General features: G+C 64.0%; 9 protein-coding genes and 1 pseudogene. 5 read left to right on the top strand and 5 right to left on the bottom strand.

All coding sequences use genetic code 11. The annotated features are described in order from the left end of the window. Positions 1 to 151 precede the first annotated feature (151 nt). Positions 152 to 640 carry an RrF2 family transcriptional regulator gene (locus tag HA46_RS02210; protein WP_033789942.1) on the top strand — a complete coding sequence of 163 codons (489 nt, stop codon included), beginning with the start codon at positions 152 to 154 and terminating at the stop codon, positions 638 to 640. A 189-nt stretch (positions 641 to 829) separates the two neighbouring features. Continuing rightward, positions 830 to 1,162 (top strand): TFIIB-type zinc ribbon-containing protein, encoded by a 333-nt coding sequence (locus tag HA46_RS02215; protein ID WP_033789944.1) that lies wholly within the window; start codon positions 830 to 832, stop codon positions 1,160 to 1,162. Positions 1,163 to 1,251: 89 nt separating this feature from the next. Here HA46_RS02215 and oqxB read toward each other — a convergent pair whose 3' ends face one another. Both oqxB and HA46_RS02225 read right to left on the bottom strand, forming a co-directional pair. Then, positions 1,252 to 4,404, bottom strand: a complete 3,153-nt coding sequence (gene oqxB / locus HA46_RS02220; protein ID WP_084882041.1) for a multidrug efflux RND transporter permease subunit OqxB — start codon at positions 4,402 to 4,404, stop codon at positions 1,252 to 1,254. 17 nt (positions 4,405 to 4,421) lie between these two features. Then, the gene (locus tag HA46_RS02225) at positions 4,422 to 5,582 is read right to left on the bottom strand and encodes an efflux RND transporter periplasmic adaptor subunit (protein WP_084882042.1); all 1,161 of its coding nucleotides are present in this window, start codon (positions 5,580 to 5,582) and stop codon (positions 4,422 to 4,424) included. Between the two features lie 298 nt (positions 5,583 to 5,880). On the opposite strand from HA46_RS02225, the gene HA46_RS02230 reads away from it, so the two are divergent. From HA46_RS02230 to HA46_RS02240, 3 genes are all read left to right on the top strand, one after another. After that, positions 5,881 to 6,225, top strand: coding sequence for a helix-turn-helix domain-containing protein (locus HA46_RS02230; protein ID WP_084882043.1), 345 nt, complete (start codon positions 5,881 to 5,883; stop codon positions 6,223 to 6,225). An 86-nt stretch (positions 6,226 to 6,311) separates the two neighbouring features. Then, on the top strand, positions 6,312 to 6,746 hold the full coding sequence (locus HA46_RS02235; RefSeq protein ID WP_033789950.1) for a ribonuclease domain-containing protein: 435 nt from the start codon (positions 6,312 to 6,314) through the stop codon (positions 6,744 to 6,746). A 2-nt stretch (positions 6,747 to 6,748) separates the two neighbouring features. Further along, the gene (locus HA46_RS02240) at positions 6,749 to 7,018 is read left to right on the top strand and encodes a barstar family protein (RefSeq protein ID WP_033789952.1); all 270 of its coding nucleotides are present in this window, start codon (positions 6,749 to 6,751) and stop codon (positions 7,016 to 7,018) included. Here the strand turns inward: HA46_RS02240 and HA46_RS02245 are convergent. The 3 genes and pseudogenes from HA46_RS02245 to HA46_RS02255 form a co-directional block, all read right to left on the bottom strand. Next, entirely contained in the window at positions 7,015 to 9,390 is a 2,376-nt protein-coding gene (locus tag HA46_RS02245) for a virulence factor SrfC family protein (protein WP_084882044.1), read from the bottom strand. The genes HA46_RS02240 and HA46_RS02245 overlap by 4 nt on opposite strands. Beyond that, positions 9,387 to 12,350 carry a virulence factor SrfB gene (locus HA46_RS02250; RefSeq protein ID WP_033789956.1) on the bottom strand — a complete coding sequence of 988 codons (2,964 nt, stop codon included), beginning with the start codon at positions 12,348 to 12,350 and terminating at the stop codon, positions 9,387 to 9,389. The genes HA46_RS02245 and HA46_RS02250 overlap by 4 nt, the downstream gene beginning before the upstream one ends. Positions 12,351 to 12,352: 2 nt before the next feature. Next, a pseudogene (locus tag HA46_RS02255) lies at positions 12,353 to 13,670 on the bottom strand (SrfA family protein). Positions 13,671 to 13,672 lie beyond the last annotated feature (2 nt).

Below are 13,672 nucleotides of genomic sequence, written 5' to 3' on the forward strand. Positions count from 1 at the left end.
TGCTTTCGGCTGCCGGGTTTTAATGAATACGTGCCCTGGCGCCGTCGCCTTGCTTCTAAAAAGCAACAGTGTTTGTTATATTTATTGCTCACTGAATGTTCACTTACGCGGCAATAAAACAATAAGATGCACCGCAACTCAGGATAATGAAATGCTTGATTACCGCTTCCCGACAGCTTTGCAAATGGTTCTTAGCGTAGCGATGGCGGAGCAGATGGGTAAACGCTCGACCAGCGCCATTCTGGCATACGGCCTTGAGGCGAATCCCAGTTTCATCCGTAAGCTGATGGTTCCGCTCACCCGCGACGGCATTATCGTCTCGACGCTTGGCCGCACCGGTTCGATTCATCTGGGGCGCCCGGCCAGCGAAATCACGCTGCGCGATATTTATACCTCGGTGATTGAGGACAAAAAGCTCTGGGCGTCGCGTCCGGACGTCGCGCCTCGCTGCCTGGTCAGCGCCAATCTCTGCTGGTACTTCAAATCGATCGCCGATGAAGCCGAGCAGGCTTCGCTGGACGTGCTGGCAAAACGCACCGTCGCCGACGCGCTCGAAGAGCTGAAGAAAGGCAACGAAACCGAGTGCGCGCCGGTGCTGGAACCGGATGCCATCGAAGACCTGTGCAAAAAAAGCCGCTAAAAGCGGCTTTTTTTATGCCCCGCAGCGCGGCGTGTCCAACGCCCTCCATACGGTTTTTCTCTCCAGCCATAGCAGACGAATTCTCGCTATAGCAAAAGCACCCGGCTAAATGACGCTGTTTTTATCCGATTGATAAATCAGGAAAAGCGTATTTTTCTGTCTGATTATTTTATATCTATGGAGAGAGAAATGGCCTTAATCAACTGTCCGGAATGCAAATCGGACGTCAGCGATTCCGCTTTTAAATGTCCCTCATGCGGACATCAGGTAAAAAAACCGAAGCGAACGCTGTTTGGGAAAATCGTTAAGATCGTGTTCATCCTGTTTAACCTGCTGATGATCTATTCCATTTTCGCCGGCATGGGCGCGAGCGGAGACGTGATCAATAACGCGGCTTCCGATGCAGAACGCGCTGGCGCGGCGTTAGGCGCGGGCATGGGTGCGATGATGCTGGGGATCCTCTGGGTCGTGGGCGATATCATTATCGGCACGCTGGTTTTTCTGACGCGTCCCAAAGCCTGATATCCCTTTCCGCAACGCGTGGTGATAATAAAAAAGCCGCTAAACGCGGCTTTGACAAATACCGGGCGGTCGCTGACCGCCCATACTCTTTACGCTGTCTGCATCGCCTCTTTCGGCGCCTTGCGCGTCACCAGCTTACGCAGCGTGACGTAGAACACCGGCGTCAGGAACAACCCGAACAGGGTAACGCCCAGCATCCCGGCGAACACGGTGATGCCGGTAACGCCGCGCACTTCCGCGCCCGCGCCTTCGCCCAGAATCAGCGGCACGGTACCGGCGATAAAGGCGATAGAGGTCATCACGATCGGACGCAGACGCAGACGACAAGCCTCCAGCGCCGCTTCCACGATGCCTTTGCCCTGCATCTCCAGCTCGCGAGCGAACTCCACGATAAGAATGGCGTTCTTACATGCCAGCCCCATCAGCACCACCAGACCGACCTGCACGAAGACGTTGTTGTCGCCGCCCGTCAGCCAGACGCCGACCAGCGCCGACAGCATCGTCACCGGCACGATCAGGATCACCGCCAGCGGCAGCGTCCAGCTCTCATAGAGCGCGGCCAGCACCAGGAACGCCAGCAGCACCGCCACCGGGAAGACGATAAAGGCGGTATTGCCCTGCGTCGCCTGCTGATAGCTGAGATCGGTCCACTCGATATTCATGCCGTTCGGCAGCAGCTGGCTGGACATCGTTTCCAGCTGGGTCATCGCCTGTGCGGAAGAGAGGATGCGCGGATCGGCGTCGCCAATCAGGTCTGCCGCCGGGTAGCCGTTATAGCGGATCACCGGGTCGGGCCCGTAGGTGGTGGTGATATGCACCATGCTGCCGATAGGCACCATCTCGCCGCGATCGTTGCGGGTACGCAGGTTAGCGATATCCTCCACGCTGTCGCGGAACTCGCCGTCCGCCTGCGCCATCACGCGCCAGGTGCGGCCGAAGCGGTTGAAGTCGTTGACGTACGAAGAGCCGAGATAGGTCTGCAACGTGCTGAAAAGATCGGTCAGCGACACCCCCTGCGCCTTGGCTTTATCGCGGTCGACCTGCACGTCAAGCTGCGGCACGTTCGCCTGATAAGAGGAGATGGGATAATGCATGCCCGGCGTCTGCATCACCGCGCCGGAGAGGGTATTGATCGCCGTTTGCAGCGCGCCGTAGCCCAGCCCCGCGCGATCCTGCACGTAGAGCGAGTAGCCCGACCCCTGGCCGAGGCCCAGAATCGGCGGCGGCATAATCGAAAAGCCGAATCCCTGCTGCAGCTGGGCGATCTTCGCGTTGATTTCCGCGTTAATCTCCGCCGCGCTGTGGGTACGCTCGCTGAACGGCTTCAGGCCGAAGAACACCGTGCCGGTATTCGGCGTGTTGGTGAACTGCAGCGCGTTCAGGCCGGGGAAGGCGACGGAATAGGCCACGCCTTCGGTGTTCATGCCGATCTCGCTCATCTTGCGGATCATTTCGTCGGTACGCTCCAGCGACGAGCCCTCCGGCATCTTCACGCCGCCAATCAGATAGAGCTTATCCTGCGTCGGGATAAAGCCGCCCGGCACGGCGTGGAACATAAAGCCCGCGCCCGCCAGCAGCAGCACGTAGACGCCAAACACCGCGCCGCGACGGCGCAGCGTTTTGCCGACCAGCCCTTCGTAGCCGTGCGCGCTGCTGTTAAAGAAGCGGTTGAACGGACGGAACAGCCAGCCGAGCAGGCGATCGATAATGCGCGTCGGGATATCTTTCGGCGCATGGTGATCCTTCAGCAGCTTCGCCGCCAGCGCAGGCGAGAGCGTCAGCGAGTTGACGGCGGAGATCACCGTGGAAATGGCGATGGTGACCGCGAACTGCTTATAGAACTGGCCGGTCACGCCGGAGAGAAACGCCATCGGCACGAACACGGCGCACAGCACCAGCGCGATGGCGACAATCGGCCCGGAGACCTCGCGCATCGCCTGATGCGCCGCCGCCTGCGGCGAGAGGCCCAGCTCGATATTACGCTCGACGTTCTCCACCACCACGATGGCGTCATCCACCACGATGCCGATCGCCAGCACCAGCCCAAACAGGCTCAGGGTATTGAGCGAGAAGCCGAGCAGGTAGAGCACGCTAAAGGTGCCGACCACCGAAACCGGCACCGCCAGCAGCGGAATGATCGAGGCGCGCCAGGTTTGCAGGAACAGGATGACCACCAGCACCACCAGAGCGACCGCTTCCAGCAGCGTATGCACCACCGCGCTGATGGAGTCGCGCACGAACACGGTAGGGTCGTAAGGGGCGGCCCACTGCACGTCGTCCGGGAAGCGCGTCGCCAGTTCGGCCATTTTGGCACGCACCGCGTTAGAGAGATCGATGGCGTTGGCGCCCGGCGCCTGGAAAATGCCGATGCCGACCGCGTCCTTATTGTTGAGCTGCGAGCGCAGCGCATAGCTGCCGGAGCCCATCTCGATACGCGCCACGTCGCGCAAGCGCACCAGCGAGCCGTCGTCCGAGGTTTTCAGGATGATATTGCCGAACTGCTGCTCGTTTTCGAGGCGGCCTGCGGTGTTGATGGAGAGCAGGAAATCGGATTGCTTCTTCAGCGGTTCAGCGCCGAGCTGGCCGGCCGACACCTGCACGTTCTGCTCCTGCATCGCCGCGATCACGTCGGCGGCGGTCAGGCCGCGCGCGGCTACCTTGTTGGGATCGAGCCAGACGCGCATCGCATATTCGCCCGCGCCGAAGATCTGAATCTGGCCCACGCCCGGCAGGCGCGCCAGCTCATCCTTGACCTTCAGCGTGGCGTAGTTGCGCAGGTAGAGCGAGTCGTACTTGCCGTGCGGCGAGAACATATGCACCACCAGCGTCAGCGTCGGCGACATCTTCTGGGTGGTGATGCCGAGGCGGCGCACATCTTCCGGCAGGCGCGCTTCCGCCTGGGCAACGCGGTTCTGCACCTGCACCTGCGCCTGATCGGGATCGGTGCCGGGGCGGAAGGTGACGGTGGTCACCAGCACGCCGTCGGAACCGGCCACCGATTTCATATACATCATATTTTCAACGCCGTTGATCGCCTCTTCCAGCGGCGTCGCCACCGAGTCGGCAATCACTTTCGGGTTGGCGCCAGGGTATTCGGCGCGCACCTGCACGCTGGGCGGCACCACGTCCGGGTATTCGCTGATCGGCAGCAGCGGAATGGCGATCAGGCCGGTGACGAAAATCAAAATCGACAAAACGGCGGCGAATATCGGCCGGTCGATAAAAAAGCGGGAAAAGTCCATAGCGGCAGTAGCCTCAGTTAGTTGGCGTTAGCCGCGCGCATCGCGACCTGCTGGGCCGTTACCGGCATTCCGGGCATAAACACTTTTTGCAGCCCGTCGACGATCACGCGATCGCCCGACTGCAGCCCGCTTTTCACAATGCGCAACCCCTCGGCCATCGCGCCGGGCTGAATGTCGCGGCGCTGCGCCTTGCCCTCTTTGTCCACGACATAGACATACTTGCGGTCCTGATCGGTCAGCACGGCCTTATCGTCTATCAACAGCGCCTGATACTCCGCGCTGCCCGGCAGGCGGACGCGGGAGAAGAGGCCGGGCGTGAACTGACGCTGCCGGTTATCAAGCAGGGCGCGCATGCGGATCGTGCCGGTGCTGGCGGTGAGCTGGTTGTCGGTAAAGTCGACCATGCCGCGGTGCGGATAGCCGCTTTCGCCCGCCAGACCGATTTCGACCGGCAGCGAGCCGCGCTGCTGGCCCTGGCGCGCCATCGCCTGGTAGTGGAGGAAGGTGGTTTCATCGACGTCGAAGTAAACATACATGCGATCCTGCGACACCAGCGAAGTGAGCACGCTGGCGCTGTCGCCGGCGGTCACCAGGTTGCCGGTGGTGATCATGGCGCGGCTGGCGCGTCCGTCGATCGGCGCGGTCACGCGGGTAAAATCGAGATTGAGCTGCGCCATATCTACGGCCGCCTCGGCGGAGAGTACGTCCGCCTGCGCCTGGCTGGCGGCGGAGCGCCGCTGCTCCCACTGCTCGCGCGACACCGCCTGCGTGCCGATCAGCTTCTCCGTGCGCGCCGACTCGCTGCGCGCCAGCGCCGCCTGGCTGCGGGCGCGCGCCAGTTCGGCCTTCGCCTGCTCCAGCGCGGCGCGGTAGGTGCGGTCGTCGATGGTGAACAGCACCTGGCCTTTTTTCACTTCGTCGCCTTCGCGGTAGTTCACCGAATCGATATAGCCGGAGACGCGCGGGCGCAGCTGCACGCTCTGCACCGCTTCGATGCGGCCGTTAAAACTGTCCCACTGGCTGACGGGCTTCACTACCACGTCGGCGACGCTGACCTGAGGGGGCGGCGGCGGGGCGTTTTGCGCCACGCCTTTGTCACATCCGCTGAGTATGCTGCTGAGCAGCACCGCGCCCAGAAGGGTTGAACCCTGACGAACCCACTTCGTTTGTCTGTTCATTATTGTTATTCCGCATAGCGTTAAAAAAGAGCCCACAAGGGCGGGCCAATATTTGCAACTTTTAAGATTGCAATTAATCGCGAGGAGTGTAGGCTTGGGCATCCAGCAACTGCAAGAATATCTGATACACTTTATGTGCGGTTTTGACTGAGTCAGGGCGGGGCGGAGAATGTCCTTACGGCGAGTGCGGCATTTAATGTATCAATCCAACTTGCATTAAATGGCAAAGTCAGTCACCCTTAAAGTGTAATTGCAACTGATACTGATACTGTTCGCAACGGCGACGGGAGAAAATGGGATGATGAGCGACGCATTTATTCACGATCTAATCGACTGGATCGATAACAACATCGAAACACGTCTGGATCTGGACACCGTATCGGAGCGCGCAGGCTATTCTAAATGGCACCTGCAGCGTATGTTCAAAGAGCACACCGGCTATCCGCTGGGTGAGTACATCCGCATCAAGAAGCTGAAGAAATCCGCGGATCGGCTGACTACCACCAATGAGCCGATACTCAACGTCGCGATTTCGCTGGGCTTTGACTCGCAGCAGTCTTTCAACCGCAGCTTTAAACGCCAGTACGGCGTTGCGCCAGGCGCCTGGCGTCGCCACGGGGCGCAGATGCAAGCCATGCAGTGATCCCCGCAGGGCCAGCTTCGCTGGCCCGCGCTGTATCTGCCCGCTAAAGCTGGTATCATCAGCGTCCTGTTGTCTGGGATGCCATCATGTCGAAAAAACTCTGGATTGCACTGATTGTCGTGCTTGCGGCCGCCTGGGCCGGTTTTAAACCCCATCTGAATGTTTCACCCACGCCTGAATCCGGCGACATCAGCTCGCTGACCGATGCGCGCACCGTAGCGCGTTACCTGCTGCAGCACCAGCAGCTGCCGACCTATTACATCACCAAAAACGACGCGCGCCGCCGCGGCTGGGATCCCGCCAAAGGCAATCTGTGCGAGGTGCTGCCGGGCAAGGCGATAGGCGGCGACCGTTTCGGCAACCGCGAAAAGCGCCTGCCGCAGCGCAGCGGGCGCTTATGGTATGAGGCGGACGTCAACTATCGCTGCGGCCATCGCGAGGCGGATCGGCTGGTCTACTCCTCCGACGGTCTGGTCTATATCACCACCGATCACTATCGCAGCTTTAAACAGGTGCCCTGAAAATGCTGACCATTACGCTCGACTTTCGTCGCCTGGCGGATCGCGACGCGCTCTATCAGACGCTGGCGCAGCAGAGCCATTGTCCGTTCGCCTTCGGCAATAATCTGGACGCGCTGTGGGACTGGCTGACCGGCGGCATGGCGCTGCCGGCGCGCATTCATCTGCGTCATGCGGCGGAGGCGGCACAGCGCGACGAGTTCGCCGCCGTGCTGGCGCTGCTGGAAGAGGCGGCGCAGGCGCTGGAGGGCGACCTGCGCCTGAAGCGGGATTAGCTGCGCAGCGGCGCGAGGATGGCGGCCAGCGCGGCGCGCGCGGCAGGCGTGACGTCGCGTCCGCCGGCGTAGCCGTTGTTCTCCAGAATCACCGAATTGAGCCCGACCAGCCAGTCGTAAATGTAGTAGGCGGTATGGTTGGCGGGCGCGGCGGAAAGGCGCGTCAGCCGCTGTCCGGCAGAGAAGTTAACGCTCGGCGCGGGCGGACGCGCGAAAATCGGCTGGCCGCGATTGACGCGGCTTGGCGGCCGCTCAGCTTCGTCACGCTGTAAAAAGCCCAGCCAGGCGACAAAATCTCCCAGCACCGTCATGGCGCGGGAAACCTGACGATCGGCGCGCGACTCATGGGTGACGGAAGGGTTATCCGGCTCGTGCAGCGCCTGCTCCAGCGACGTCAGCATATCGAGGCGGAAGCTGGCAACGATCAGCTCTTCGACCAGCCACTCCAGCGTGCCGCGATCCACATTCAGCAGCGTCAGCAGGCTGCGGTTCTCCGGCAGTTCGCGCAGATGATCGAGCCACAGCGCCATCACCTGGCGCGCGAAGCTCTGTCCCGCGGCGCTGACGTGTTGCTGCGCGGCCGCAGGCTCAACCAGCGGCGTATCGCTAAAAAGATCGAATTCAAATCCGACGCCGAAATGCTGCGCGGGCGCCTCAGCGCGGATCGCCGCGGCGGCGGCCGGCGCGTCATGCTGGCTGAGCCAGAGCTGACGCAGCGTTTCGCGCGGCGGCTGCAGCCGCTCGAGCAGTTCGCCGTGCAGGCCGGTACGGTGCTGCAGGCATTTCAGCAGCGTGTCGGCGATGGTCTGCCTGCGCGCGGCCTGTTCGACGCTCGCCTCGGCGTCGATCCAGGGCAGCAGACGACGCTCCAGCACGCTGTGCTGTAGGGCGCGCAGCTCGGCCAGCAGCCGATCGCGGCGCGCATCGGGCTGCATCTCTTCCTGCAGCCACTCCGCCATGCGATCGACGCCGGCGCGATCGAGCGCCAGCATCGAGCCCCAGCGCTGGCCGGGCTGGCCAATCTGGCGCTGTACCGCCTCATCGACGTTGATCTGCTGATGGCGCGCGTCGTAAGGGGTGATCGCCCAAATCAGGCGCGGTTTTTCGCCGTTTTCGCGCGGCGGCTGATGCAATTGCCACTCGCGCAGCGCGCGGCTGGCGACATCGACATCCTGACGCTGGCTGGCGGCGGTGCAGACCAGCATTAAATCGATCCCCTGGCGCGTAGCGTAGAAGCCGGGCAGCAGGGCGCGTTTCTGCTCCAGCAGTCGGGCGCGCAGCGGATCCAGCTGCTCCAGACGCTGACGCTCCTCCAGCGCCGTCGCATCGGCCGGCGCGCCTGGGGCGGGCAGATCGAGCATATCGGCGTCGTCAAACAGGGCGGTGCGCGGCGTCGAGCTCAGGGGGATGACCAGCTCCAGCGTCAACAGCGCCAGCCAGCCGAGCGGCGCCTGCTGCGGCTTGCCGATGCGGTTGCCGTTCAGCGGACAAACTTCCACCTTCATCTGCTGATCCTGCTCGCTGGCGGGTGCGATCAGCTGTTCGCTCGGCAGCAGCGCGTCGTCCGCCAGCAGGCTGAGCGGCGCGAGCACGCGGCTGGCGCTGCGCAGCTGATGGCGCAGATGCAGCAGCGCGCGCAGCGCTTCGCTCAGCTCCGGCTGCGTCGGCCACAGCAGGGCGAAAAGCTGCACCCGGTCGTCGACGCTGAGCGCGGGCGCCAGCTCTACCGCCTGCGGCCAGAAATGGCGGTCGAGCCGCGCCTCGTGACAGCGGTGACGACGGCTCCAGGCCCAGAGCGTGACCAGCGCGTCGCTGTCGAGCCCGCCGATCGGCGCGCTGAGGCGCTGGCGCTGCAGGCGCTGCAGCTGCTGATCGAGCTGGGCGCTTTCCGGCTGCGGCGCCGCATGGCGGCAGCTCAGCACCAGACGTAAAATTTCCGCCTCGCTCAGCAGCGTCAGCTCTACCGGCCATTCGCCGGAGAGCGGCTCGCGCTGATGGCAGTAGCGGGTCGCCGCGGCGAAGTCGAGATTGCCGGGATTGATCTGCTGAAAAACGTTAAGGCTCTTTTCGCCCAGACGCGTCAGCAGCTGGCCCTGGGCGTCGGCGACCATTTCGCTCAGCAGCCAGGCTTTGCCCGCCTGCGACTGGCCGAACAGCGCCAGCGTCACCGGACGAGCGACCTGCTGGGCGAGCGCATCGCTCTGCGCGCGGGCGCGGCGCAGCTGGCGCGTAAAGGTTTCCGCTTCCAGCGCCAGGCGCGGCGACGCCTCGCGGTGGTCGGCGATCCAGCCCAGGCTGGCGTTCAACGCCTCCTGCAGCAGGCCGAGTCGTTTTGCCAGCGTCTGCGGCTGGCGCGGTTTTACAGTTCTCATCGTTTGCAAAGGCTTCCGCTGTCAATCCAGTACTGGGCGTTGGCGTTGCCCGTCGGCGAGAGAGTATTGAGTTTCAGGCTCAGCTGCTCGAGCGGCACGCGGGTGCCGTCATCGAGGCGCGCGTCGCTCAGCACCAGGCGCTCGGGGCCGGGCAGCGTCGGGCCTGGCGCCACCGCCAGCTTCACGCGCAGCACGCTCTCTCCGGCGACCTTGCGCGCCAGCTGGGCGTCGTTCAGCGTCAGGCTGTAGAGCGGCGACGCGGGCCAGCGATCGTTGTCGAGCTGACGGAAACCGAGGCAGACGTTGCCGCGAATACGGAAGCTGCTTTTGCGGTCCAGCGCGAAGCCCCGGTCGTCGAGATCGATATCGCTGTAGCAGAGATTATCGTCGGTCAGCGCCTGGTTCTCGTCGAGCACGCCCAGATAGCGGATGGTCGAATAGGGCTCAAAATCGCCCGCGCGGAACCAGAAGCTGTTCAGGCGCAGATCCAGCGCTAGCAGGCAGAGCATCGCGCCGACCGCCGCCGTGGATTTCGGGTTGTCGATGCGGCCATGTTTGTTGAACGGATACCAGTCGCTGGTGTGATAGCCCTCCAGCGACAGAATGCGGCTGCCCGGCAGCGGCTGGAGATGGCGCACCAGCGCCTGGATGCCCGGGAAGCGCGACGGGCGTCCGGTGAGCAGCAGCACGTCGCACTGATAGAGCGACACCACCTCGCACATCGAGCGCAGCGCCGGAATGATCGCCATGCGGTGCTGCATAAACTCGGCGTGCAGCTGCGCGAGACTGACGATCAGCGGCACCTCCAGCAGATCGAAACCGCTGTCGGCGCCCAGCGCGCGCCTGATTTCGCCGTTGATAAAGGCGAGCACCGCGTCGGCCGGGCGGCTCTCCACCAGCTCGCCGAACAGGGCGTTGATCTCCGCGTGGCTCTCCAGCGGATCCCAGTTCTCGTAGCGCTCCAGCACCGCCTGCGCCAGCGGAATAAACAGCTGCAGCGTCGCCTGCTGGCGCAGCGTCGCCTGGCCGTCGAGGCGGCCGTCGTGGCCGAACAGCTTGTTCAGCAGCGGCTCGGCCAGCGTCAGGCCCGCTTTCTGCAGGCTCTGCTGCAGCGCGGGCAGGATCCAGAGCTGGATCACGTCCAGCAGAATATCGTCGCCCGCGACTTTGAAGCCTTCGCGGAACAGCAGACGCGGGGTAATTTTGACGTTATTGCCCTGGCCGTCGTCGAGGCGGTAGTGGGTAATAGCCAGATCGGTGGTGCCGCCGCCGATATCGATCGAGGCGATGCGCAGGCTTTTGCCCGGCACTTCATCGGCTTCGCGCGGACGATCGGGGCGCGCGGTGCTGCTAAAGAAATCCTGCGCGCGACCGGCGAAGTTGACCTGGGTTTCGTTGAACAGCCACACCATCTGGCCGCAGGTGGCTTCGTCCCACTCCATCTGCACGTCCGGCACCGGCTTGCGGCAGGTCGGCGGCGCGGCGGCGTCGAACGGCTCGTCGGCCGCGTGCCAGCCCTCGGCTTTCCACACCAGCGCGATCGCCTGCTGCATGCGGCGGCGGAAAATTTCGCGCTCCGGCTTAGGCATGGCGGACGGCAGGGTGAGGATGACGTGGCGCAGCTGGCGCGGCGCGTGGCTCTGCGGCATGCGCTGGCGCTGCGCGGCGCTGTTCATCTGCATCAGCGCCTGCGCCAGCAGTTCGCACAGCATAAAGGTCATCAGCGAGCTGCGGCTGTAGTGAGCGGAAAAGACCGGCAGGCGGTCGTCGTCGGCGAGCGCGTGCAGCGGCTCCCCTTCGTCATTCAGCAGAAAGGTAAAGGGCGCGGCGTTGGCCTGCGGCTCGTTCGATCCCTGCGGCTGATTAAAACGCCAGCCTGGCTGATAGCGCGCCTCGTCCCACAGATAGCGGCGCGGGCTGGAGATGCCCGTGCTGCCCTCAAGGCCAGCGCGCTGCAGCGCCAGACGGCTCGCTTCGCGGCCGACGCGCGTCAGCGACGGCCACATAAAGGCGTTTTCTCGGCCGCTCTGCAGTGAAAAGCTCGCCTTGCCGAAGTCCGTTTCAGCGAACTCCAGGCGGCTGTCGAACAGTTCGTTATAGACCTGATGCGGCTGCGAAAGGTCGCGCAGCTGTAATTCGTAGGTCTGCTTCAGGCCGTTGCTCTCTTCAGGGTGATCCTCCACCAGAATGCCGCAGGTGTGCGAATTGCCGACGTCGAGAATAATGTCGACGTTCACCGCCGGCGTCTGCTGGGTGGCGGCCTGAAGGTGGATATCGCTCAGGTTGAGCTGCTCGCCGAGCAGCTCCAGCAGGTTCAGGTAGTGCGCCTGATATTCGAACTCGCGCAGCGCCTGCGCGATCGCCTGCTCGCGGCGGTCGCCGACGCGGTCGCTGAACGTCTCGCGCAGCCAGCCGTCGACCCAGATATGATCGAGGAACTCGCCCAGCTCGTAGTTGTGCCAGGCGAGCGAGAAGGTGACGCCGTTCTGCGCGTCGGCGGCGGTCAGGCCGAGCTGTTCGCCGCCATCCTCCTGCGCCACGCAGCGGGTATCGAACGCCAGGGTGACGCGGTGGGTATTGCCCGCCGCGTCCGGCTGCGCCAGCGCGGTGAGGCGCACGCGCGCCCAGTTCTCCGGGCCGCCGATAAAGCGGCGGCCGCTGGCGCAGCGCAGCATCGGCAGCGGCAGCCAGCAGTCCGCCAGCAGCGTCAGGGAGTCGGCCAGCGCCACGTCCGATTCCGGGCGCACCACTTCCGGCGTGCCGCCGTCATCCGGATAGAGCAGAAACTTGCCGCTGTTGCCGTCGACGTTGAGACGCAGCAGCGGGCCGTTCGCCGTCTGGCGGACGAACTGGCGGCGCGCCTGACCTGCGGCGATGCGCAGGCCAAAATCCAGAAACTGTACGCCGCTCTCTTCAATCAGCGTGATTTTTTGTTTGTCATCGATCAGGGGAGCCAACATGGTTACTTACTCTCACGCTTAATCGTCATCGGGAAGGATTTGTTATCGCTGAACAGCGCTTCGCACACGGCGGCGCCGTCTCCCGGCTTACACATCAGCTGCGGCATGCGGTAGCGCGAGCCGTCGCTGCATTTGGCAGTATAGCGGCTGCGCACCGAGAGCTGGCCGCTGCCGAGCATGGCCGCAGTGACCTCGTCGGCGCTGCAGCGCAGGTTATTGCCCTGGGTGACGGTGGCGCTGCCTTTGCCGCCGCTGATCTCATAGTGCAGCACCGGCGACGCGCCGCCTGGCAGGGAGTTCTGCATCACCACGCGCCAGCGGCCGTCGACGACGCCAATCGCGCCGGCGCGGACATCCTCTACGCTCATTTTTAGCGCGTCGCCCGCGGCGGGAACGGCGGGCGTCACGACGCTGGCAAGCGTTGCGGAAGGCGCAGGCGCCGCGGCCGGTGCGTCGACGCTGGCGGGGGTCTGCGGCAGGGTGGCGGCGAGCTTTTTGCGCGGCGATCAGCGCGGCAGGCGGCGCGATAGCGGTGGCCGCCGGCGCGGCGGCAGGCGCAGCGACCGGCGTCGGCTGATGCAGCCAGAAGGCGGCGGCGCCGGCAACGGCCAGCGCCACCGGCGCAAGATACCAGAGGCGGAAGGCGCGGCGCGACGTGGTGGGCGCGATGGCGGGCGGGGCGGCTGATGCAGCCGCGGGCGGCTCGACGACCTGAGAGACGTCGACAACGGGTTCCGGCAGCGGCTCAGGCTCAGCGATCGTCGGCGGCATTTCCGCTATCGCCGGCTGCGGCTCGACGACAGTCAACTCCGGCAGCAGCGGCGGCAGCGACGCCTCCAGCGTATCGCGCAGGCAGGCGAGCGCATCGTCGCGCGTGCGCGCCTGCGCGTCGACAAAGCCCCAGAAGGTGATCACCGGCTTGCCGTCCACCAGGTAGACATACTGCTGATCGGGAAACTGCAGCGCTTTGCTCAGCAGCGCGCCGAACAGGCGCATCGCCGGATTGTCGGCCTCGCGCGCGCGCGCGCTGAGAGCCTGCATCTCCTGCTGCGTTGCCGTCAGCTGCTCCAGCGCCTGCCGGCGCTCGCGATCGCTGGCGCCCAGCCAGGATTTAACCTTGCCGCTGAAGGGCGCGTACCAGTCGAGACGGTCGCCGCGCGCGTTGGGCTGAGGAACGGCCAGGCAGTTGGCCAGCGCGGTCTGACGGCGCAGCCGCAGCGTTTCACGAATTTGCAGGGCGGATGCGTAGACCGGCTGGCCGTTTTCACCCAGCGCCAGCACCGCGTCAAGATTGCCGCTGCGCAGAAAAGTTTTTGCCACCT

This window comes from Pantoea septica, assembly GCF_002095575.1.
In the GTDB taxonomy this organism is placed as follows: domain Bacteria; phylum Pseudomonadota; class Gammaproteobacteria; order Enterobacterales; family Enterobacteriaceae; genus Pantoea; species Pantoea septica.

What these genes read in the sequence shown, in the direction of transcription:
- HA46_RS02210 (WP_033789942.1), top strand. Translation starts at nt 152, where the DNA reads ATGCTTGATTACCGCTTCCCGACAGCTTTGCAAATGGTTCTTAGCGTA.
- HA46_RS02215 (WP_033789944.1), top strand. Translation starts at nt 830, where the DNA reads ATGGCCTTAATCAACTGTCCGGAATGCAAATCGGACGTCAGCGATTCC.
- oqxB (WP_084882041.1), bottom strand. Translation starts at nt 4,404, where the DNA reads ATGGACTTTTCCCGCTTTTTTATCGACCGGCCGATATTCGCCGCCGTT.
- HA46_RS02225 (WP_084882042.1), bottom strand. Translation starts at nt 5,582, where the DNA reads ATGAACAGACAAACGAAGTGGGTTCGTCAGGGTTCAACCCTTCTGGGC.
- HA46_RS02230 (WP_084882043.1), top strand. Translation starts at nt 5,881, where the DNA reads ATGATGAGCGACGCATTTATTCACGATCTAATCGACTGGATCGATAAC.
- HA46_RS02235 (WP_033789950.1), top strand. Translation starts at nt 6,312, where the DNA reads ATGTCGAAAAAACTCTGGATTGCACTGATTGTCGTGCTTGCGGCCGCC.
- HA46_RS02240 (WP_033789952.1), top strand. Translation starts at nt 6,749, where the DNA reads ATGCTGACCATTACGCTCGACTTTCGTCGCCTGGCGGATCGCGACGCG.
- HA46_RS02245 (WP_084882044.1), bottom strand. Translation starts at nt 9,390, where the DNA reads ATGAGAACTGTAAAACCGCGCCAGCCGCAGACGCTGGCAAAACGACTC.
- HA46_RS02250 (WP_033789956.1), bottom strand. Translation starts at nt 12,350, where the DNA reads ATGTTGGCTCCCCTGATCGATGACAAACAAAAAATCACGCTGATTGAA.